The following is a 21,198-nucleotide window of genomic DNA, read 5'->3' on the forward strand; positions in this document are numbered from 1 at the left end:
ATCGGTTACTTATTACTATGTATGTAGTTAGTCAGAGTTTCCACCCGAAAATCACGTACACTTTTCTCAGGTTAACCATGATGGATCAGCTGCGCCAGAGGTTTGGTGTCATCAAGGCAATGATTGCGAGCGTTTCGAGGCGTCCAAGCACCATGGCAAAGCACAAAATCAATTTCGCCGTTGCGGTCTGTTCGATCAGCTGAATGGGCGTTGTCCCGGCAATCTCGGTCAGTGGCCCCGTGGTCGACAGCATTGCAATCGTCAGAATCAACGCTTCTTCAAACTCGGCCCCCACAGCGGCAAGACTGGTGGTGATTAGCGCAAGCGACAGGGCAAACATCATGAAAAACACCCAAGCCACAAAGGCACCGTCACGTTGCAACCGGCGGTTACCGATCCCCTCGTTGCTGACGGATGACGGATGAACAAGCCGCTCCATCTCCCTCAATCCATTGAGGTAAAGCGCATAGACCCGCAGCAGTTTAACGCCACCGGCCGTCGTTGCCACACCACCGCCAATCACCGACAAGCCCAGCAGGATGATCCCCGGCGTGTCCAGACCGGACCATTGCCGTGCCGTTTCCCAATCCGCGCTTTCAAACCCTGTGGTCGACAGAAACGACAGAACGGTAAAACTCGCGCCCCAGAGCGAGCGCAGCGCATCCGACAGATTGTCGGTCGAGGCCACTTCAAACGTTGCGATCCAGTGGCGCAAAAACAGCAGCAGCGGAACGGATACGATAATCAGCAGGCCGATGCGAAACTCCGGATCACGATCCAGACGGCTGTCACCGCTGGTTACCGTGTCGGTCGAAAAGGTCAGGCGTGACAGGGCGAAGAACATGAACAGAAACATCACCATTTCACCGGCGAGACCACTGCCGCCGTTGGGCACGCCGCCCACGGTCGAAATACCAGATGTGGCCATGACCGACATCGCATGGCCAAGCCCGACCAGCGCGCTATCCCCTGTCACAATCAGCAAAATCCACAGCACAAGCGTCAAACCGGCATAGAGCGGCGCGAGCGTCTGGGTCACCGCAATCAACTTGCGCCTTGGATCAGCGATCTGCATCTGCAAGGGCGTGTCCGTGCCACGTCCGGGCTCGCCACGGGCGGTGACCTCAAACCCACCCAGCGACAAAGGCGCCAAGATCGCCGAAGCCGCGATCCACATCAACAAGCCACCGAGCCACCCCACCATTGCGCGCCACAGATGAACAGAGGGCGGCAACCGGTTGGGATCATTGAAAATGTCAGCACCGGTGGTGGTGATCGCACTGACCATATCGAAATAGGCATTCAGAAAACTGGTGTTGCCGATGGCCTCATAGACCGGCAAGGCGAGAAAGGCAGGCAAGGCCGCAAAACTGGCCAACAGCGATGTCAACTGACCGGGCATCGAATAGCGTGGCACGCGGTTGCCCATGCTCAGACCGATCAACACCACCAGGATCAGGCCCAGAATGCCTGCGTAAAAGAAACTGCGCGAGGTCTTGTGATCGTCCAGCACCAGCGCATGCACGGCGGGGATCCACATCGCCAGCGCGCCAATCGCCATCAAGAGCAGGAACAATGGCAGCCGCCGCAGAACCCCACGGCTGCGCTGATCCTTACGGCTTTTGTGACGGGGCGTTGCCATCAGAAAAAGTCGATCGAGACCTGCATCAGCCGCTCGACCTCTGGCACATCTGCCGCCATTGCAAACAGCGCGATGACATCGCCCTCTTCGATCCGCAGGCCACCAGATGGGCGCAGCACCTCATCGCCCTTGCGAACGGCCCCAACCAGCACGCCTTCCGGAAAATCGATATCTCGGATCGCCTGCCCGGCCATCGGCGACGTGGACATAACTTCCGCTTCGATCACCTCCGCCTCGGCATCGCCGATGGAATAGACCTGCTGCACCCGACCATAGCGGATGTGGCGCAGGATCGAGCTGACGGTTGTGGCGCGCGGATTGATATAGGCGTCGATCCCCAAGGGTGCCATCAGAGGAACCAGCGTTGGATCATTGATCAGCGCAATGGCAAAAGGACAGCCCTCGGCCTTGGCGCGGACCGCTGCCAGCATATTGACCTTGTCATCGTCCGTGATCGCCAACATCGCATCGGCGCGGTCGATGCCCGCCTCCATCATGAGAGAGCGATCCAAGCCGTCACCGTTCAAGACGATGGTCCGCTCCAGCGTCTCGGCCGCGCGCTCCGCGCATTGGCGGTTGCGTTCAATCATCTTGGCCCGCGTCCGGCCCGTGCGAGCCTCAAGCGCTTTGGCCACTTCAAGACCGACGTTGCCGCCACCGACAATCACAACGCGATCTTGTTTTTTCTGCTTTTTACCAAATACTTCGATGGCACGGCTCACGTCATCGACATGGCAGAACAGATAGGCACTGTCGCCAACAAAAAGCTGGTCCCCGGGCTCGGGCGCAAACAGGGTGCCATCGCGGCGAATGCCAACCACAATGGCCCGCAGCGTGGAAAACAGATCCGTCAGCTGTCGCAACGCGGTGTTCACCACGGGGCAGTCTTCGTCGATATGGACCCCCAAAAGCTGGGCACGGCCCTCCATGAACAATTCAGTATCAAAGGCCGCAGGCGCCGACAGGCGCTGCATCGCCGCGGCGGCGACCTCCCGTTCAGGGCTGATCACCACATCAATCGGCAGATGGTCGCGGCGGTAGAGATCCGAGTAGATCGCTTCCAGATAGCTTTTTGAACGCAGGCGCGCGATTTTTCGCTGGATCGAAAACACCGAATGGGCCACCTGACAGGTGACCATATTGACCTCATCCGAATGGGTCGCGGCGATGATCATATCCGCATCGCGGGCACCGGCACGCGCCAGAACATCAGGATAAGAGGCAAAACCTGCGATACCCTGCACATCCAGCGTATCCGTCGCGCGACGCACCAATTCGGGGTTGTTGTCGACAACGGTGACATCATTGTGCTCACCGGACAAATGCCGGGCGATCTGCCAGCCAACCTGACCTGCGCCGCAGATGATGACCTTCATTGATGTATTCCTCGGGCCGCTGAAAGACGCATGTGCCCGATTTGAATGACAGAACCGATCAAAACGGTCAATTCAATTGTCTTCACCGCAGAGCCCAGGCACACTGCGGATATGATGACAGTTGCAACACGCACCGCACTCTTTGCCAGTTTACTGGGTTTGCTTTCTTGCGGGCCCGTGCCGGTCTATTGGCAGGAGGATGTTTCGGTCCAAAAACGGGACCGAGATCTTTTGTCATGCGAAGTCAACGCGTTGAAGGACGCACCTGTCGCAATCGAACAGCGACAGCGACCGCCGGTGTTTCGGCAAGGACCAGTGATTTGCCATGCGGGGACCTGCGCGCGGGCGCCTGGATACTGGGCCGATGGCGCGATCTATAGCGTCGATGTCAACAAACCGCTGCGTTCCCGGTTGGAGCAAAGCTGCATGGCTGCCAAAGGATACGCTGAAATCACGCTGCCGCGTTGCGCGCGCCAACGCCTTGATGGCGCGATCAGACCTGAGCGTTTGTCCGCGCTGAGCGAGACCAGCTGCGCCGTGCCACAAACCAACGCCCAGCCGGTCATACTGCCATAAATCGGGGGCACCGCGTGGGTCCCCTCGCCGCCAGACCCATCTTTCGAGGTAGATGATCCATACATCATGAAGGTGAACACCAGGCCTGATAGAAAACGGGCACCTCCGCTGTAGAGATGCCCGGTTAGCCATTGAATTAACGAAGAAATCAGACTTCTTCTTCTTCCTTTTCGACATGCGCAATGCGCGCCCCGGCCTTGTTGGACGTCACGACGCCAAGGGATTTCAACTTGCGGTGTAAGGCGGAGCGTTCCATGCCGACAAAAGAGGCCGTCCGGCTGATGTTGCCACCAAAACGGTTGATCTGGGTCAGCAGATACTCACGTTCGAACGCCTCGCGCGCCTCTCGCAGTGGCAAGGTCGCCAGCGCACCAGACAGCACGACCCGGCCCTGATCGCTCACTGGTTCTTCCTCGCGCGGCAGATCACGGGGCTCGATGGGACCATTGTTTTCCCCAAGGATCAGCACCCGCTCGACCATATTCTTCAGCTGCCGCACGTTGCCGGGCCACAACATGGTCTGCATCAGCGCAACGGCATCGTCACTCAGCTGGCGCAGGGGCAGACCCTGGCTGTCGTTGAAATGCTGGATGAAATGCTCAGCCAACAGCGGGATGTCCTCCCGACGGTCGGCCAGCGAAGGCACGGCAATCGGCACAACATTCAGACGATGAAACAGCTCTTGGCGGAAACGGTCGGCCTGAATTTCTGCTTCCAAGTCTTTGTTTGTGGACGAAATAACCCGCAAATCGACGCGGACTTTCTCACTGCCACCAACCCGCTGAAACTGCTGATCCACCAACACCCGCAGGATCTTCGATTGGGTGCCAAGCGGCATGTCCGCCACTTCGTCAAAGAAGATCACACCACCATCGGCCTGCTCCAGCAACCCGGGCTCAACACCACGGTCTGCGGCCTCGCGGCCAAACAGAACTTCTTCCATCCGGTCGGGTTCAATGCTGGCACAGTTGACCGTGACAAACGGCGCAGCCGCGCGATTGGATTGGGTGTGGATGTAACGGGCGGCGATTTCCTTGCCACTGCCAGCGGGGCCCGTCAGCATGATGCGACCATTTGATTTGGTCACTTTGTCCAATTGGCCAATCAACGCGCGGAAGGCTGCGGAGGCGCCAATCATCTCGCTGGTGCCAGAATCCCGTCGTTTCAGATCAGAGTTCTCACGCCGCAGCAAAGATGTCTCCATCGCGCGTCGAATAACGACCAGCAACTGGTCAATATTGAACGGTTTTTCGATGAAGTCATAAGCGCCCTGTTTGATCGCGGCGACGGCAATTTCAATGTTGCCATGGCCCGAGATGATCACCACCGGAATCTCGGGATTGTCGCGCTTCACCATCTTCAGAATGTCGATGCCATCCATCTGACTGTCCTTCAGCCAGATATCCAGGATCAAAAGCGCAGGCTCGGCGTCCTTCAGCGCGGCCACACATTCATCGGAACTGCCCGCCTTGCGTGTCGCATAGCCTTCGTCCTCCAGAATGTCTGAAACCAGCTCCCGGATGTCGCGTTCATCATCAACAATCAGAATGTCACTCATGTCAGACCTGCTTTCACTGTACCTTTTGTTGTCCCGACGCCGGTGATGCGGCGGGCAAACGGATCACGGCCATCGCCCCGAAATGGGACTGACCTTCAAACACCGGCGCATCCTCCAACGCCAATGTTCCTCCGTGTTCTTCGATAATCTTCTTCACAATCGGCAGACCAAGGCCGGTGCCTTCGTCGCGTGTGGTAACATAGGGCTCAAACAACCGGGCCCTATCCTCCGGCAACCCAATGCCGTTGTCGGCAATGGTGATTTCATACCCGCTGGCCGCGGATGTGACCGCGATCCTCACCTCTGGCACAAGCCCAGAGACGGTTTGTTTTTTCGCCAGAGTTTCAACGGCTTCTCCGGCGTTTTTGATCAGATTGGTCAGCGCCTGCCCGATCATGGTGGAATCCAGATCGGCCAACAACGGTTCATCGGGCAGATCTGCCACAATGCGCAGATCGGGCTGTCCCGCCTTTTGCAGGGTCACGGCATCGCGCACCAGCGCCACCAGATCTTCTTGTCTGCGGTCAGGCTCGGGCATGCGGGCAAACTTCGAAAACTCATCAACAATACGGCGCAAGTCGTTGGTTTGGCGCACAATCACATCTGTCATCGACTGCAACAGATCGCTGTTTTCTTCGCCAAGCTTGGGCGCGAACTTGCGTTTGATACGCTCCGCACTCAGCTGGATGGGGGTCAGCGGGTTCTTGATTTCATGGGCAATCCGGCGCGCTACGTCGCCCCAGGCGGCCATCCGCTGGGCGCTGACCAGATCGGTCACGTCATCAAAAGCCACAACATAGCCTTCGAGGTGGCCCACTTCACTGCGCCGGGTCGACATCCGCACCAGCAGATTTTCCAGCTGGCCCTGGCGTGTGACCTTCACCTCACCCTGCACAACCTCTGCACCCGTCTCCATCAGCTCGGTGAACAAAGCGCCAAATTCCGGCACCGCAACCGCCAACGCCAGCGATTGCCGGGTTTCGTTCCAATCCAGCAGGCGCTCCGCCGAGCGGTTCACAAACGTGACGCGCCCATTGTCGTCCAACCCGACAACCCCGGAGGTCACAGACATCAACACGGAATCAAACAACCGCCGCCGCCGTTCGATCTGCCGGGTGTTTTCCAAGAGCGTATCCCGCTGATCGCGCAGCTCATCGGTCATCTGGTTGAAATACCGGCCCAGTTGAGAGATCTCGTCATCCCCTTCCTCTTCGGGGACATGGACATTCAGATTGCCGCCACCAACACGCCGGGCCGCGATGGTCAACCGCCCAACGGGCCGCGACAGGCGTTCGGCGAACCACATGCCCAGCCACATCGCTGCCAGGATCAGGATCACCGCAAAGCCAAGGTACAGAAGGCCAAATTCAAACAGCACCCGGCCGCGTTCGTTTTCCAACTGCTGATAGAGGTGCGCGGTTTCTTTGGTGTCATCCAGCAGGCTCAGCAGATCCCCGTCGACATCGCGGCTGACGTATAGAAAGCGGTCCACAAAGGCATCCAACCGCACCAGGGCGCGAAATTCATTGTTGTCCCAATCCTGGATCAACGTCAGCCCATTGAAGGTCGCTTCGCTGACGTCAGCGCTAGCAGGGGCTTCGAAATCGAACTCATAGGACCGTTCGCCACGGGCGCGGATCAGCCCCGCGCCGTCAATCACATAGGCTTCTTGCAGGCCGCGCTGGATCTGCAACTGGCCCTGGGTCAAAACCTGTCTGAGCTGACCATCAGAGATGAAGAAATTGCGCGCACGGCTGTTGTCGATGTAGCGCGCAAGCGCCGCTGCATCCTCCGACAGGTCGCGTTCCTGTTGCGCCTGATACGCCTCCGCCGCAGCGAGAGAGCTGCCCACCACCTGACGCACGCGATCCGAAAACCACCCTTCGAGGCCCACGTTCACCGTCAGCCCGGCAAACAGCGCGACAATCACGGTTGGGGTCAACGCAAGGAAGGCAAAAGCACCGATCAATCGCAGGTGTAGCCGCGATCCCGCCGATTTTGCCCGCCGCGCAGCGATCAATCGGCCCACTTGGGTCAGCACGAGCGCCGCAATGGCCAGCACATAAATCAGATCCGCCAGCAGAATCAGCCGCAACGATAGCGAGGCCGCGCCCTGCGAAAACGGTCCGATGATGAGGAAGGTGGCAACCGCCAGAACCGGTCCCAGCACCACAAGCCCAAGCGCGCCAAAATTGCGCGCTTTGCGCGTGCGGCGCCAGCGATCCAGCGCCGTAAACGGCCCATATGCTGAGCGGAGATGTGGCCTCTGCGTCACGTGCTGCCCTCACCCTGATGTACGACCGTTCTGGCCGACCCCCACATATCGTGGCTTGTTATAGCATGACTGCCAAAACGCCACGGTTCTGTGGCTATATTACATCAGCTTTCGCCGCCGTGTCACCTCTATATCAAGATCTGTGATCTTCTTGCGCAAAGTATTGCGATTGATCCCCAGCAAATCGGCGCATTTGGCCTGATTTCCACCGGTCATCGCCAGCGAAATCTCAATCAGCGGCGTTTCAATCTCTTTGAGGATGCGTCCATAGAGCCCAGGCGGCGGCAACATATCGCCGTGCAGATCGAAATAACGCTGCAAATGGCGCGCCACTGATTCCGACAGACGTTCACTGCTGAGCGTGGCACCGCCGCTGACCACTGGCTCCCCTCCCGATTGCGCGCCCAGCGCGATTTCCACCTCTTCCACGGCAATCTCTTCGCTGCGCGCGGTCAGAGCGAGACGGCGGATCACATTTTCCAGCTGGCGCACATTGCCCGGCCAGGCAAATTGGCGCAGCGGTTCGCGCGCCGCATCCCCCAATCGGCGATGGGGCGCGCCTTCGTTTTCCGCACGCGTCAGAAAATGCGCACAAAGCAGCGGTATATCGTCGACCCGCGCCCGCAAGGAAGGCACCGCCAATTCGGTGCCGCTGATCCGGTAGTACAGATCCTGACGTAAGGCACCCGCCTCCATCGCTGCTGCAGGGTTTTCCTGGCTGGTTGCGATGAACCGCGGCAGGCTGTCACCAGGCGCATCCATCATCCGCACCACGCGGGCCTGCGCCTCCTCGGACAGATCGGTCAATTCGTCCAGCAGCAGCGTACCCCCCCGCGCGGCAGCGAGCACTTTGGCCGGGCCATCGATGGCGCTCAGATCGGCGGCCTCCGCGCGCACAAACGGCATGGTGCGCCGGTCCGACAGATCATGGATCGATCTGGCAATCAGGGATTTGCCGGTGCCGCTCTCTCCGGTGATCAGCAGCGGGATATCCGTATTCATGACCCGCGCCACCAGCCGGTAGAGCGCCTGCATCACCTCGGTACGACCCACCAGTGGCAATTCATCCGCCCCCTCCCCGATCGTGTCGGCGCTGCGCGGACCTTCGCCGCGCGAAGCGCTGTGCAGCGGGCGTTTCTCGGAAAGCGCCTTGGCGGTCCGTTTCATCAACTCCGGCAGATCGAACGGTTTGGGCAGATAGTCATAGGCATCCGCCTCAGTGGCTTTGATCGCGGTCATGATGGTGTTCTGCGCTGAAATCACGATCACCGGCAAACCGGGGCGATCCTCGGCAATCTTGGGCAGCATCTCCAGACCATTGCCATCAGGCATCATCACGTCTGAAATCACCACATCGCCTTTGCCTTCTCCGACCCATCGCATCAGCGTCGTCAGCGAGGATGTGGCATGCACTTTGCATCCCGCACGTGTCAGGGCCTGGGTCAGCACCGTGCGAATGGTGCGATCGTCATCAGCAACAAGAACGGTGCCGTCCATGGTCTACTCCAATTGCGTCGGGGAAAGAGGGTCAGCGCTCTGCCCGCGGGAACCTGGCTGCGGCCCGCGCGACAAAGACAAACGAAAGACTGTATTGCCAGGCTCCGAAGACACGGAGATCCAGCCCTGGTGATCGGCGATGATCTTGCTGACCAGCGCCAGCCCAAGCCCGGTGCCGTTCTCCCGCCCGGAGACGAAAGGATCAAACACATCATCGCGGATCGCATCCGGCAGACCCGGCCCATCATCGCGGATTTCAATCTGCAAAGGCAGCAGCTTACCAGAGCCATCGCTGCGGCGCAGACGGAAGGAATGTTCATAGTAGCTGCGGATCCGGATCGTCCCCCCGGCTTCGCCCGCCGCTTCAGAGGCATTCTTCAGCAGGTTCATCACCACCTGCAGCAGCTGATCCGCATCACCCCAGGCCATCGGCAGGGAGGGGTCATAATCCTCGATGATGGTCATATGTGCGCCAAAGCCCAGCACAGCGGATCTGCGGGCCCGGTCCAGCACATCGTGCAGGTTCAATTCACGAAATGCTGGTGGCGACAGGTTGCCAAACTGCTCCACCTGTTCCAGCAGCTTCACAATCCGGCGGCTTTCGCTGACGATCAGATCCGTCAGCTCCAGATCCGAACCGCTCAGCCCCATGGACAGCAATTGCGCCGCCCCGGTGATGCCCGCAAGCGGGTTCTTGATCTCGTGGGCCAGCATTTCGGCCATCCCGATGGCCGATTGCGCCGCGGATTTGGCCGAATGGTTCTGCGTCATCCGCGCGGCCAATTCACGTGGCGACAGCAGCATCAGCATCAGATCCCCGTCGCCTTGCAATCGGGTGACCTGAACGTTGCATTGCAATGGGGCGCGCCCCCGTGCGCCGACATCGATGTCATTCACAAACAGGGGCGTTCCATTGCTGCGCGCCCGATCAACGGCTGCTGCGATGGAGGGGGCGACCACAACCTGATCCCAGACCGGCAGGCCCCGCAGTGTTTTCTGTGAGGTGTTCAAAAACCCCTCTGCTGCGGAATTCACATCATAGATCGTGTTGGCCGCATCAATCAGAAACGCCGGGATCGGCAAAGAGGCCCAGAGTGCCGCGTCCTGCGCAGGCCACACAGGTCTGTCCCCAGCCCCCTGATTTGCCTGACCAGTCTGGTTGGCCTGTTTGGATCCGGTTGAGGTGGTTTCAGGCGCTGTGTCTGTGTCTGTGTTTGCACCAACAGCCGAAACGCTCGTTTGGGTCAGGCCGTTCGTCGGTCCTGTATCTGTAGCACCAGCACCTGTGGCACCAGTACCTGTGGGATCAGTATCTGTGGGACCAGTCTTGGATCGCGTCATGCTGCTGCCCCAGATCCCGAGGCAGCCGCCGCCTCGCCACCAAGCAGAGCCTCTGGCAACAAGGCCAACACCTCTTGCGGGTCCTTTGCGGTCAACACACGGCGCCGAATAGGCGTGGCCGTTGCGGCCTCATCCATATACCAGCCCAGATGTTTGCGCGCGACGCGGATGCCCAGATCGAGGCCATAGAACCCCAGCATCGCCTCGTAGTGGTCGCAGACCAAACGCAGCAGATCCTCCCCCTGTGGCACATCCGGGGCCGGGCTGCCCCAGATATCATGCGCCACCTGGGCCAGCAGCCAGGGTTTGCCCTGTGCGCCCCGCCCGATCATCACCCCATCTGCGCCCGATTGCTGCAGCGCCTGGCGCGCGGTCTCGGTGCCCAGAATATCTCCATTGGCCAACACAGGCAGATCCACGGCCTGTTTCACCGCTGCAATCGCCGCCCAATCCGCCTGGCCCTTGTAAAACTGACAACGGGTGCGCCCATGGATGGTCACCATCTGCACGCCCGCATCCTGCGCCCGCCGGGCCACATCCGCCGCATTGAGACAATTGTCGTCCCAACCGAGCCGGGTCTTCAGCGTCACAGGCACGCTCACCGCGCCAACCACCGCCTCGATCAACGAAAGCGCGTGATCCGGTGTTTTCAGCAGAGCAGATCCGGAATACCCGTTGGTAACCTTCTTGGCCGGGCACCCCATATTGATGTCGATCACCCGCGCGCCCTGGTCTTCGACCTGCCGCGCGGCTTCGGCCATCCAATATGCATCGCGCCCCGCCAGCTGCACCGAGGTGTTTTCCACATCCGCGCTCAATTCGGCGCGTTCGCGCACACCTGGCTTGGCCTGTACCATCTCTTGGCTGGCGACCATTTCGCTGACCATCAAACCGACGCCAAACCGGCGCACCAGATCGCGAAACGGACGATCCGTGATTCCGGCCATCGGGGCCAGCGCGATTGGAGGGGTCAGAGATGTGGTTCCCAAAGTGAAGGACAACTGCCTAATCCTTGTGCATGTGATACGTTTCTACCGGAGCCTTCAGCTATGCGACAATGAAACGCCCACTCGCAAGGCCACATAAAGCAGCATTTGCCTATTTTTTAGGCAGACCTGCAGGGGTGATTGCCTCTCCTTGCATCACCTCCTAAACAAATGGGAAAGCTGAAAGCAGATTTTGATGTCACATCCCGTCACCTCTCCTACCCAAATCGCAGGGTCAGGCCCGTCCACCCAAACAGATGACACGGCCGTGCTGATCGTCGCGGCGGGACGCGGCAGCCGCGCAGGCGGTGGTCTGCCCAAACAATGGCGGCCCCTGGCAGGCAAACGCGTGATCGACTGGACCCTGGCTGCCTTTCGCGACGCTGGCCTGCACCACATCGTGCTGGTGCTGTCACCCGATGACACCGCCGCCTGGTCGGAGTTCGCAGAACAAGACGGCATCACACTGGCCTCCGGCGGGGCCACGCGGGCCGGGTCGGTTGCCAGTGGATTGGCGGCACTTGACAGGCATCGCTTTGCCAAAGTGCTGATCCATGACGCCGCACGCCCCTGTGTGTCGAGCCGCATCATCCATGATGTCATCGCCGCACTTGATCACTCTGCCGCGGCCGCGCCGGCCCTAGCGGTGACCGATGCGCTTTGGCGTGGGTCCGACGGGCACGTCACAGGCACCCAGGATCGCAGCGGGCTGTTTGGGGCCCAGACACCGCAAGGCTTCCGCCTGAGCGCCATCAAAGCCGCGCATGACAAACTGGCCACATCGGGCGGTGATGCCGCCGATGATGTGGAGGTCGCGCGTCTGGCAGGGCTTGACGTCACCATCATTCCGGGCGACCCGGACAATATGAAAATCACGCGCCCGGAAGACTTCGACCGGGCTGCTGGCATTCTCAGGACCACTTCCCGAGAAGACATAAAGGGCAACATGGGGGGCAATATGGATGTGAGGCTCGGCAACGGCTACGATGTGCACCGGTTTGGACCGGGCGATCAGGTGATCCTCTGTGGGGTGCCGGTTGCGCATGATCGCGGCCTTCAGGGGCACTCGGATGCAGACGTGGGCCTGCATGCCATCACGGATGCGCTCTATGGCGCGTTGGCCGAGGGCGACATTGGCCGCCACTTCCCACCGAGCGATCCACAGTGGAAAGGGGCCGCAAGCGATATCTTCCTGCGCCATGCCGCTGAGTTGACCCGCAGCAAGGGCTATCAGATTTCCAATGTCGACTGCACATTGGTCTGCGAATTCCCCAAGATCACCCCACACGCCCCCGCCATGCGGGCCGCCGTCGCCGAAATCCTGTCGGTTGATGTGTCGCGAGTGTCGATCAAGGCCACCACATCAGAACGCCTCGGCTTTACCGGACGCGGTGAAGGGATTGCCGCCATCGCAACCGCCTGCGTGGTGAAATCATGACAACACATCGTCTGGCCCGTATGATTGGCACTGTGGGCGGTGTGGGGTACCTGCGCCCGGCTCCGGGCACTTGGGGGTCGCTTGTGGCCCTGCCCATGGCCTATGCGCTGCATCAGATCGGCGGCTTTTTGTTGCTGGCGCTGGCCAGCGTGATCTGCCTGGTGATCGGTGTCTGGGCCGCCGAAGCGATGACCCGCAACCGCGAGGACATGGATCCGTCAGAATTTGTCTTGGACGAGGTGGCGGGCCAGTTCGTGGCGCTCTGGGCCATATCCTATCCGGCCTGGGCCCATGGGATCGACATCACCGTGCTTTGGCCGGGCTGGATCGCGGCCTTTGTGTTGTTTCGCCTGTTTGACATCTGGAAACCCGGACCTGTGGGCTGGGCCGACCGCCAAAAGGGCGCGACAGGTGTGATGATGGATGACATCATTGCAGGCCTGTTGGCCGCCATCGGTGTGGCCGTTCTGGCCGGGATCGCTCATGGGATTCTGGGCTTGTAAGAAATTGCTTCCTCTGACCTCGCTCAGAACCGCCATGGAACAGCAGCCCCTCAACAACAGGAGCGTTTGACGTGCAGACAAACTCCACCGCGCCATTGCCTGAACAGGTGATCGCCGCCGCAAAACTGCGCGGCGTCACCATCGCCACCGCCGAAAGCTGCACAGCTGGTATGATCTCAGCGGCGCTGACCGATGTGGCGGGCTCCTCCGCCGTGGTTGATCGGGGCTATGTCACCTATTCCAATCAGGCCAAGATCGACATGCTCGGCGTCACCCCAGACACATTGGCCGCTGTGGGCGCAGTCAGCGAGGAGGTCGCCGTCCAGATGGCCGAAGGCGCGCGCACCCGCGCCGCCACCACGCTGGCCGTTGCGGTCACCGGCATCGCAGGCCCCGGTGGCTCCGAACACAAGCCCGAAGGACGGGTCTGTTTTGCACTGGCGCAAGACGGTGTCGGCACCTTGGCTGAAACCATCGAATTTGGCGCGCTTGGCCGCGCGGGCGTGCGTGCGGCGACCCGCAACCACGCCCTGTCCCTGATCCTGAACCGCCTCATGCAGGCGCACTGACACCTCGACACGCCAAACCAGGCACTCGCCCCAATACCTGTCGCATAGCTGTTGCGTACCTGCGGCGTTACCGGGCTCTGTTTGCGGACCCCGTTTCCGTTCTCGCAGGTGCAACCGCAGGCATTTGCGCCCTGTCCTCTGCCGCAAACGACAGCCCAGCTGCCGTCTTTCCCAAGCTGGTTGGAATTTATGCATCCGGCGGCAACGCACGCTTATTTTCTAGGCATTTTGACAAAAGCCCGTTTTTCAGGCGCGAAAAACGCATCTGCCGCTTTTTTCGACGCAGCAGTTCCGCAATCACCCTTCCAACCTGCAGACAGCAAGCGATACGCGCGGAGGAAAAGCGGATGAACGCAGCCGATACAGCATGGATCATTGTGGCCACGGCCCTGGTCCTCTTTATGACACTGCCGGGGCTTGCCCTGTTCTACGGCGGTCTGGTGCGGGCGCGAAATGTGCTCAGCGTCTTTATGCAATGCTATGCAATTGCCTGTTTGATGAGCGTTCTGTGGCTCGCCTTTGGCTACTCGATTGCCTTCGGAAGCGGCACATCCGGCGTCTGGGGCGGGTTGGACAAGATGTTCCTGTCCGGTGTCACCGCCGACAGCCTGTCAGGCACCCTGCCCGAAGTGCTGTTTTTTGCTTTCCAGATGACCTTCGCCATCATCACACCCGCGCTGATCGTCGGCGCCTATGTCGAACGTGTCGGCTTTGGCTTTGTCCTGGTGTTTTCCGGTCTCTGGATGCTGCTGTGCTACGCGCCCGTTGTGCATTGGATCTGGGGCGGCGGCATGATGGCCGATGGCGGCATTTTTGGCGAAATCGGCGTGCGTGACTTTGCCGGTGGCATCGTCGTGCATGAAACCGCTGGTCTTGCCGCGCTGATCATCGCGGTCTGCCTGGGCCCGCGCAAGAACCGCACCACACCGCCGCACAACCCTGGCTATGTCTTTATTGGCGCGGCCATGCTCTGGGTGGGCTGGTTCGGCTTCAACGGCGGCTCCCAGCTCGCGGCAGATGGCGGCGCGGCCATGGCACTGACAGTGACCCATATCTCTGCGGCCACCGCGTCGCTGACCTGGGCGCTGTGGGAAAAGATCAAATACGGCAAAGCCTCGCTGGTGGGCCTGGTCACCGGCACCATCGCGGGTCTGGCTTCCATCACCCCGGCTTCAGGCTTTGTGGGCCCGGTAGAGGCGCTGGTGATCGGCGCAGTGGCAGGTGTCCTGTGCCAGGAAGCCGTCAATCTGGTGCGCAACACGCTGAAAATCGACGACACGCTGGATGTTTTTGCGGTGCATGGTGTCGGCGGGATCTTCGGCACGATCATGATCGCAGCCTTTGGTCAGGGCGCGTGGGTGGCACAGCTTGGCGGGCTCGCCGTGGTTGGTGTCTTCACTTTGGTGGTGACACTGGTTTTGGTGAAACTCGTCGCCATGATCACCCCACTGCGCGTCGATCTGGAAACCGAAACCAATGGGCTGGATATCTCTGTCCATGGCGAACGGGCCTATGACATGACCAGCTGATCGCCCTGTCAGCTGCACAGAAAACGGGCCTGCACCGCGGGCCCGTTTTTCGTATTCACCACTGCAATCCGTGAGTTGCGACGTCTATCTCATGGCCCGTAAAGCGCAGCAGCCTGGCGTTCGAACGCGCGCACAATCCGCTGCATCGCTTCGTTGAACACGACACCGATGATGCCCTGCAGCACCGCGTTCTTGAATTCGAAATCCACAAAGAACGACACATCGCACCCGCCGTCTTCACGGTCCACGAAGGCCCAGTTCGATTTCATATACCGAAACGGCCCGTCCAGATATTCGGTATCGATCTTCTTGTCCTCGTCATACAGCGTCACCCGGCTGCCAAACCGTTCGCGAAACACCTTGAAGGAAATCACCAGATCGGCCTCCATCACCACGGCCGGGCCCTGCGGCGTGCGGCTGCGGATCCGGGCCGCGGCGCACCAGGGCAGAAACTTCGGATACTGCGCTACGTCTGCCACCAGATCATACATCTGCTGGGCGGTGTAAGGCATTGGCCGGGTTTCTGAATGAGTAGGCATTCTTTGTGCATTTCCTGCTATGATCGACGCGCGTCATGTCATATGAACGCGCGAAAATTTCAAGGGGGCACCCATGACACAGCGGCCATATGTCATCGATGTGATGATCTCAGCCAAAGCTATTGCCGCCCGGATCGAGGAGCTGTGCTCTGAAATCCAGGTGGAGTTCCAGGGCACCGACAAGCTTGTTGTTGTCGGCCTGTTGCGCGGCAGTTTTGTTTTCATCGCAGATCTTGTGCGCGAATTGGATCTGCCAATCGAGGTCGATTTCCTGGAGGCGTCCTCTTACGGGGATGCGATGGAAAGCAGCCGAGAGGTCCGTATTCTCAAGGACTTGCGCGGCGCAATCGAAGGTCGTGATGTTCTGGTGGTCGAAGATATCGTCGACACCGGCCACACGCTGAACCACGTCACGAAGCTGCTGCAAAGCCGCAAACCCGCCCGCCTGAAATCCATTGCCCTGCTGGACAAACCCTCCCGCCGCGAAGTGGATTTCCGCTCCGACTGGATCGGATTTGAAATCCCGGATGAATTTGTCGTGGGCTACGGCATCGACTACGCACAGCGCAACCGCAACCTGCCCCACATCGGCAAAGTGCGCTTTACAGGCGAAGACTAAAGGCCAGGGCTCGGATCTGCGGCCTGGATCTGCGGCCCGGATCTGCGCTGAACGCTGCGGATCCAGGCTGCACACCAGCGCCACAGGTACCCCGGCAGGCACCCCGGTCGCGCCATGTTCCTGAGGTCGCCTGCCATTCAGGCATAGACCTTGCCCCGCGGCCCTCCGCGGGACAGACACTTCATGGCCAACTGGCCCCTTGATCGGGCGCAGGCCCGCCGCAATGCTGCCCCCTCAGGACGCCAGGATCTCTTGCAGCACCTGGCGGAACACCGACACGCCGACCGGGATCGCCGCATCTGGGAAATCATAGTCGGGATTGTGCAACTGCGGCTGATCCTCGCCCGAGCCGAGCCAGAACATCGCCGCCTTCGCCCCCTTGCCGAATTGGCCAAAATCCTCCGACCAGCGCTGCGGGCGGTCATGCAGAACCACATCCAAACCAATGCGCGCGCAAGCGGTCTGCAGCAGATCCGCGGCTTCTGCATCATTGGTGCAGGCCTCAAACACATCGTCAAAGCTGATATCGTGGCCAAGCCCCTGATCCGCGCAGATCCCAGCCACCAGCGCGGTGGCCTCCTCGATCAGGCGCGCCATGCGGGTGTCATTCACCGTGCGCAGCGTGGCCCAGACCTCGCCTTCACCCGGCGCGATCCCGAAGGTTGCTTCGCCCAGACGCGCATGGGTCAACGTCACAAGCGCGTAATCCGCACCCAGATCGGCGCCACCGCCAAGTGCGACCAAACCCGGCAGCAGTTGCGCCATCGCACCAGCCGGCGACACACCGTCCTGGGGGGCCGCCGCATGGGAGGTCCGCCCGCTCAGCCGGATCCGCATCCCGCGTGATGCGCAATTGGCAGGCCCGCAACACAGGGCAATCTGCCCAACCGGCAGGCCCGGCAGATTGTGCAGGGAAAACGCGTAATCCGGCGCAATGTCAGCAAAAGCAGGATCCGCAACAACCGCAGGCGCGCCCTTGCCGGTCTCTTCGGCCGGCTGGAACATCAGCACCACCCGACCGCGCGCAGGGCGTGTCGCGGACAACTCCTCTGCGAGGGCGGCAACCATGGTCATATGGCCGTCATGTCCGCACAGATGCCCGCGCCCCACATGGGTCGAGCGATAGGGTTGATCCGACAGCTCTGGGATCGGCAATCCATCCAGCTCACAGCGGATCATGACCGTCGGCCCCTCGGCTGCGCCGTCATAGACCGCCGCCACGCCATGGCCACCCAAGCCGGTCAACAGGTGATCAGGGGCAAACTCGCGCAGATACTCAGTGATGAATGCAGCGGTCTTTTCCTCTGCGCCCGACACCTCCGGTATCCGGTGCAGAGCCTGGCGCAGCGTGGTCAGCTGCGCCAAACGTTCCGGCGTCATGCCAGGCCGAGCTTTTTGTTGCGCGCCTCACGCAAGCGGGCAAAGTCATCACCCGCGTGATAGGACGACCGCGTCAACGGCGTTGCCGACACCATCAAAAAGCCTTTGCCATAAGCGGCTTTTTCATAGGCGGCGAATTCCTCCGGCGTCACGAACCGATCCACCGCGTGGTGTTTGGGCGTGGGCTGCAGATATTGCCCAATGGTGAGGAAATCGACATCCGCCGCGCGCATGTCATCCATCACCTGTTTGACCTCCTGCTGGTTTTCACCCAGGCCCACCATGATGCCGGATTTGGTAAAGACCGACGGATCCAGCTCTTTCACCCGCTGCAACAGGCGCAGGGAATGGAAATACCGCGCGCCCGGGCGCACACCGGGATAGAGACCCGGCACGGTTTCCAGATTGTGGTTGAACACATCCGGTTTCGCCGCAACCACAGTTTCCAGCACATCTGGGGCACACTTCAAAAAGTCCGGCGTCAGGATTTCAATCGTGGTCGAGGGGCTGCGGTGACGCACCGCCCGGATCGTCTGGGCAAAGTGATCCGCGCCGCCATCTTCGAGATCGTCACGGTCAACCGACGTGATAACCACATGGTTCAGACCAAGTTTCTGCACCGCATGGGCCACACGGCCCGGTTCAAACGCATCCAGCGTATCGGGGCGACCCGTGGCAATGTTGCAGAAGGTGCAGCCCCGCGTGCAGATGTCCCCCATGATCATCATGGTGGCGTGGCCCTGGCTCCAGCATTCGCCCACATTGGGGCATCCGGCCTCTTCACAGACGGTGACCAGGTTGTTGTCGCGCATGATCTTATGCGTTTCTGCATAACCCTTGCCCCCTGGCGCCTTGACCCGGATCCAGCTTGGCTTCTTGGGCTGCGCATTGTCTGGGCGATGCGCCTTTTCCGGGTGGCGTTGCTCGGGGATTTTCAGATCTCTCACGGAATGTTCCCTTGCGGCTTTTGTGCTTTACTCTTCGTAACATAGTTGTGCGGGTTTGACACCGCCAGTATTGCAGGGCCGATCTTACAGGACCAGTCCTGCTCACGTCACCAGCCTTGCGCGCTGCACGACAGGCACGTGTCAGAATGCCCCGTTTGACCGAATATTGCCCAAACCTTTGACATCTTTCCGCGGCCTCTTTCGGCGCAGCTTGACGCAAACTCCTTTCCAAACTGCTAGAACATGCGGGTTTTTCGTCATTTTTTATGCGGTTCGCTGACATTCCGCTGAGGTCAGCGCGTGATCAGCGCGCAAGATCCCTTATGACCGCTTGCCCATGACCCGGCCGACACCGGGCTACGACCCACGCAAGCCACGCAACCCTGCTTTGCAACGGGCACAAGGCTGACATGACACCAGCACAGGTCTGGGCCAGTTCGTGGTCTGATACTCCCGACGAAACAGCGCCGAAGAAAAGCGCAATGAGTCGCAAATCAGAGCCTGTTTGCCGCTTGCTGCGATACCTGGCCGCAGCCCGGCCTCAGGAACCGCTTGCGATCACCGTGCAGGTGCAGAAAAAAGCACGATTTTCGGAGAAATTTGCATTTATCCACAACCCTCTAGACGCTTCAAAGGTGTTTTTCACATGCAGCGTTTTTCCGTTGAACTGGCCTTAGAACTATTATAACTCGACCCGCGAAAACACACTCACATCCAATCAAATCGACGTTAAGGAGCTTCATCATGAAAGCTGGCGTTCAACTGCCCGACGTGACCTTCCACACCCGCGTGCGCGACGAGTCCATCGGTGGCGACAACCCCTTCCGCTGGGAAGACAAAACCACCGCCGATTACTTCGCAGGCAAGCGCGTTGTCCTGTTTTCGCTGCCCGGCGCCTTCACCCCCACCTGCTCGACCTACCAGCTGCCCGGCTTTGAAAAAGGCTATGGTGATTTCACCGCAGAAGGCATTGATGCGATTTACTGCATGTCGGTGAACGACAGCTTCGTGATGAACGCTTGGGCCCGCGCGCAAGAGCTGGAAAACGTCGATGTGATCCCCGATGGCTCCGGCGAATTCACCCGCAAAATGGGTATGCTGGTCGCCAAGGACAATCTCGGCTTCGGCAACCGCTCCTGGCGCTATGCAGCCATCGTAGACAATGGCGTTGTCGAAGCCTGGTTCGAAGAGCCCGGCCTGTCCGACAACCACGGCGAAGACCCCTATGGCGTGTCCTCCCCTGAAAACCTGCTGAAGCACCTGAAAGCCGCCAAGGCCGAAGTCGCCGCCTAAATGGCAGCTGTTTTGTCTGACCTGGTTTTTGGGCTCGCGTGGCTTTGTCAGACCACTCGGCTGGCCGCTCACAAGACAGACAAAACACCACAAACACCGTACAAATCAGACGGGCGCTGTTTCAGCGCCCGTTTTCTTTTGCGGGTAACGCCAAGCCCTAATGCGGCTGCGAGGCTGTTTCAGAACCGCGCACGGCTGTCGTGAATGATCGTCTCTCCGACCTCGCGCACCACCCGCGCCAGTTGGTCAAACCAATCGCCCCCAGCGCTGGAGGCGCGTCGCACCAGCCCGATCCGCCGATAGGGCTGCGGCGCGGGGAACCGGCGTACCGACAGCCCGGTTGCGGCGTCACATTCCGCCTGCGCCGCCAACTCCGGCATCAAGGTCAGACCAAAACCCGCCGCCACCAGCCGCGACAGCGTCCCCAGTGATCCCGCCCCCATATTGATCGCCGAAGAGGCCCGTGTCATGGCGCAAACCTCCAGCGCCTGATCCGTCAGACAATGGCCGTCCTCCAACAGCATCAACTGTTCGGTGCGCAGGTCGGTGGGGCGCATCTGATTGTCCAGCTCATCCATCTGCGCCAATCGGCTGCGCGATCCTGCCAGCAGGAAATGGTCGCGAAACAGTTCGGCTTCCACCAGATTTTCAACGCCGCTCGGCAGCGCCAGGACCGCGGCGTCCAGCTCCCCATCCTGCAGCAGTTGCAACAGGCGTTCGGTCCGTGCCTCCCGCACGGTCACCAACAGCTGCACATCCAGCGCACGCAGCTGCGCCAATGTGCCCGGCAACAGATAGGGCGCAAGCGTCGGGATCACCCCCAGGGCGAGGCTGCGTTGCCCATGGCCCTGATCCCGTGCCAAACGGTCCAGATCGCGCGCGGCCTCCAGCACGTGATCAGCCAGATCCAAGACCTGCCGTCCCAGCGGCGTCAGCACCACATCGCGAGCGCGCCGTTCCACCAGCGGCCCGCCCATGATCTCTTCCAACCCGCGGATCTGCACTGACAGTGCAGGCTGTGACACATGCACCGCCTCGGCGGCGCGACCAAAGTTGCGGTGCTGGCACAAGGACCGGAAATAGCTGAGCTGGCGCAGGGTAAAATTCATAAGCCCCTCTTATCAGATCTG

At 60.3% G+C, this 21,198-nt stretch carries 17 protein-coding genes and 1 pseudogene; 7 read left to right on the forward strand and 11 right to left on the reverse strand.

Annotation, left to right across the window (positions count from 1 at the left end; all coding sequences use genetic code 11):
• Window positions 1-85 precede the first annotated feature (85 nt).
• Both Q0C28_RS12670 and trkA read right to left on the reverse strand, forming a co-directional pair.
• On the reverse strand, window positions 86-1,642 hold the full coding sequence (locus tag Q0C28_RS12670) for a potassium transporter TrkG (protein WP_293576354.1): 1,557 nt from the start codon (window positions 1,640-1,642) through the stop codon (window positions 86-88).
• A complete protein-coding gene (trkA, locus tag Q0C28_RS12675) occupies window positions 1,642-3,018 on the reverse strand; it encodes a Trk system potassium transporter TrkA (RefSeq protein WP_293576356.1) in 1,377 nt (458 codons plus the stop codon). The genes Q0C28_RS12670 and trkA overlap by 1 nt, the downstream gene beginning before the upstream one ends.
• Before the next feature lie 45 nt (window positions 3,019-3,063).
• On the opposite strand from trkA, the gene Q0C28_RS12680 reads away from it, so the two are divergent.
• Window positions 3,064-3,594, forward strand: coding sequence for a hypothetical protein (locus Q0C28_RS12680; protein ID WP_293576358.1), 531 nt, complete (start codon window positions 3,064-3,066; stop codon window positions 3,592-3,594).
• Between the two features lie 148 nt (window positions 3,595-3,742).
• Here Q0C28_RS12680 and Q0C28_RS12685 read toward each other — a convergent pair whose 3' ends face one another.
• From Q0C28_RS12685 to dusB, 5 genes and pseudogenes are all read right to left on the reverse strand, one after another.
• Window positions 3,743-5,152, reverse strand: coding sequence for a sigma-54 dependent transcriptional regulator (locus tag Q0C28_RS12685; RefSeq protein ID WP_293576360.1), 1,410 nt, complete (start codon window positions 5,150-5,152; stop codon window positions 3,743-3,745).
• A pseudogene (locus Q0C28_RS12690) lies at window positions 5,149-7,427 on the reverse strand (PAS domain-containing sensor histidine kinase). The gene Q0C28_RS12685 and the pseudogene Q0C28_RS12690 overlap by 4 nt, the downstream one beginning before the upstream one ends.
• 99 nt (window positions 7,428-7,526) lie before the next feature.
• Window positions 7,527-8,924, reverse strand: a complete 1,398-nt coding sequence (locus tag Q0C28_RS12695; RefSeq protein WP_293576364.1) for a response regulator — start codon at window positions 8,922-8,924, stop codon at window positions 7,527-7,529.
• A 3-nt stretch (window positions 8,925-8,927) separates the two neighbouring features.
• Window positions 8,928-10,265 carry an ATP-binding protein gene (locus Q0C28_RS12700; protein ID WP_293576366.1) on the reverse strand — a complete coding sequence of 446 codons (1,338 nt, stop codon included), beginning with the start codon at window positions 10,263-10,265 and terminating at the stop codon, window positions 8,928-8,930.
• On the reverse strand, window positions 10,262-11,266 hold the full coding sequence (gene dusB, locus Q0C28_RS12705) for a tRNA dihydrouridine synthase DusB (RefSeq protein ID WP_293576367.1): 1,005 nt from the start codon (window positions 11,264-11,266) through the stop codon (window positions 10,262-10,264). The genes Q0C28_RS12700 and dusB overlap by 4 nt, the downstream gene beginning before the upstream one ends.
• 181 nt (window positions 11,267-11,447) lie before the next feature.
• Here dusB and Q0C28_RS12710 point away from each other — a divergent pair, with 181 nt between their 5' ends.
• The 4 genes from Q0C28_RS12710 to Q0C28_RS12725 all read left to right on the forward strand — a co-directional run bounded on the left by Q0C28_RS12710 (window position 11,448) and on the right by Q0C28_RS12725 (window position 15,290).
• Window positions 11,448-12,689 (forward strand): bifunctional 2-C-methyl-D-erythritol 4-phosphate cytidylyltransferase/2-C-methyl-D-erythritol 2,4-cyclodiphosphate synthase, encoded by a 1,242-nt coding sequence (locus Q0C28_RS12710; protein ID WP_293576368.1) that lies wholly within the window; start codon window positions 11,448-11,450, stop codon window positions 12,687-12,689.
• Window positions 12,686-13,192, forward strand: a complete 507-nt coding sequence (locus Q0C28_RS12715) for a phosphatidylglycerophosphatase A (RefSeq protein ID WP_293576370.1) — start codon at window positions 12,686-12,688, stop codon at window positions 13,190-13,192. Before Q0C28_RS12710 ends, Q0C28_RS12715 begins: the two co-directional genes overlap by 4 nt.
• Before the next feature lie 71 nt (window positions 13,193-13,263).
• Window positions 13,264-13,761 (forward strand): CinA family protein, encoded by a 498-nt coding sequence (locus tag Q0C28_RS12720; protein ID WP_293576371.1) that lies wholly within the window; start codon window positions 13,264-13,266, stop codon window positions 13,759-13,761.
• Window positions 13,762-14,108: 347 nt separating this feature from the next.
• Window positions 14,109-15,290, forward strand: coding sequence for an ammonium transporter (locus Q0C28_RS12725; protein WP_293576373.1), 1,182 nt, complete (start codon window positions 14,109-14,111; stop codon window positions 15,288-15,290).
• Window positions 15,291-15,379: 89 nt separating this feature from the next.
• Here Q0C28_RS12725 and Q0C28_RS12730 read toward each other — a convergent pair whose 3' ends face one another.
• Entirely contained in the window at window positions 15,380-15,829 is a 450-nt protein-coding gene (locus tag Q0C28_RS12730; protein WP_293576375.1) for a type II toxin-antitoxin system RatA family toxin, read from the reverse strand.
• Between the two features lie 73 nt (window positions 15,830-15,902).
• Between Q0C28_RS12730 and hpt the strand changes: the two genes are divergently transcribed.
• The gene (hpt, locus tag Q0C28_RS12735; RefSeq protein WP_293576377.1) at window positions 15,903-16,448 is read left to right on the forward strand and encodes a hypoxanthine phosphoribosyltransferase; all 546 of its coding nucleotides are present in this window, start codon (window positions 15,903-15,905) and stop codon (window positions 16,446-16,448) included.
• 234 nt (window positions 16,449-16,682) lie between these two features.
• Here hpt and Q0C28_RS12740 read toward each other — a convergent pair whose 3' ends face one another.
• Both Q0C28_RS12740 and lipA read right to left on the reverse strand, forming a co-directional pair.
• On the reverse strand, window positions 16,683-17,828 hold the full coding sequence (locus Q0C28_RS12740; protein ID WP_293576379.1) for an amidohydrolase: 1,146 nt from the start codon (window positions 17,826-17,828) through the stop codon (window positions 16,683-16,685).
• Window positions 17,825-18,775: a lipoyl synthase gene (gene lipA / locus Q0C28_RS12745; RefSeq protein ID WP_293576381.1), complete on the reverse strand. Its 951-nt coding sequence runs from the start codon at window positions 18,773-18,775 to the stop codon at window positions 17,825-17,827. The genes Q0C28_RS12740 and lipA overlap by 4 nt, the downstream gene beginning before the upstream one ends.
• 744 nt (window positions 18,776-19,519) lie before the next feature.
• Between lipA and Q0C28_RS12750 the strand changes: the two genes are divergently transcribed.
• Complete coding sequence (locus tag Q0C28_RS12750; RefSeq protein WP_293576383.1) at window positions 19,520-20,068, forward strand: peroxiredoxin; 549 nt, start codon at window positions 19,520-19,522, stop codon at window positions 20,066-20,068.
• Between the two features lie 179 nt (window positions 20,069-20,247).
• On the opposite strand, the gene Q0C28_RS12755 is transcribed toward Q0C28_RS12750, so the two are convergent.
• Complete coding sequence (locus Q0C28_RS12755; protein WP_293576385.1) at window positions 20,248-21,177, reverse strand: hydrogen peroxide-inducible genes activator; 930 nt, start codon at window positions 21,175-21,177, stop codon at window positions 20,248-20,250.
• Window positions 21,178-21,198 lie beyond the last annotated feature (21 nt).

It is taken from the genome of Phaeobacter sp., from assembly GCF_022825805.1.
Lineage (GTDB): Bacteria > Pseudomonadota > Alphaproteobacteria > Rhodobacterales > Rhodobacteraceae > Phaeobacter.